The organism is Frankia sp. KB5 (assembly GCF_002099325.1).
Taxonomy (GTDB): domain Bacteria; phylum Actinomycetota; class Actinomycetes; order Frankiales; family Frankiaceae; genus Frankia; species Frankia casuarinae.
In genome coordinates this window covers 1-964 of sequence record NZ_MRUJ01000417.1, presented here as the reverse complement: position 1 = coordinate 964, position 964 = coordinate 1, and the positions used below count along the sequence as shown (strand labels likewise).

General features: G+C 68.4%; 1 pseudogene. It reads left to right on the top strand.

What is annotated here, in order from left to right:
• Positions 1 to 964, top strand: a pseudogene (locus tag KBI5_RS24930) (hypothetical protein); the annotation flags it as partial.

The window sequence follows — 964 nt, the reverse complement described above, 5'->3', positions numbered from 1 at the left end:
ACCCGCAGCCTGGACCGTCCCCGGTTCCTCCGGGCCAGGAGCCGCCGGCGACACCGGCTCCCTCCGGCGGGGATGCCACACCCGACACCCCGGACACCCCGCCCGACGACGGTGGCACGGGCAGCACCGGCGCTCCCGCCGAGCCGTGCCCGGCCGACAACCCGGACTGCACAACCACGCCCCAGGTCCCGGCTCCACCGGTACCGCACACGACGCCCCCGGCGCCAGGCAACGGCGACGGGGACGGCGGCGGCGGCGGCGGCGGGATCGTCGGATGGATTACCAACGCGATCAACAACGCCATTACCGCATTTTTCCGTACGCTGGTGACCGCCGCGCTCAACCCGCTGCTGGATCTGCTGGGCCGCACGTTGCTGACCACGCCGGAACCGTCCCAGCTTCCCGCGATCGGTGAAATGTGGTCGACGTCGTGGGCGATCAGTGCCACCGCCTACGGCACGCTGATCATGTTCGGTGGGATCACCGTCATGTCGTTGGGGACGGTCCAGTCCCGCATCTCGATCAAAGAGATCGCTCCGCGTATCCCGGTGGGTTTCCTCGCGTCCGGGCTGTCGCAGTTCCTGGCCACGAAAGCCATCCAGGGCGCGAACGTGCTGCCCGGCGCGATTCTCGGTCAGGGGCTGAATCCAGACACCGCCGCCGGGCAGCTGAGGAACATCGTCCTCGGGTCGATCGCGCCGACTCCGGGCGGCCTCGGCCGCAGCGTCTTCGTCATCTTTCTCGGCCTTTTTCTTGCCGGCTCCATCGTCGCGTTGCTGTGCACGTACATCGCCCGGATCACCATCGAGGTGGCGCTCATCGGCGCGGCGCCGATAGCGCTGGCCGGGCACGGCCAYCCGCTGACCGAGAAGATGGCGTTCTGGTGGTGGCGGGCGTTCTTCGGCTGCCTGGGTATCCAGGTCGTCCAGTCGTTTGTCCTCATCGCCTCGTTCAAGGTGTTCTT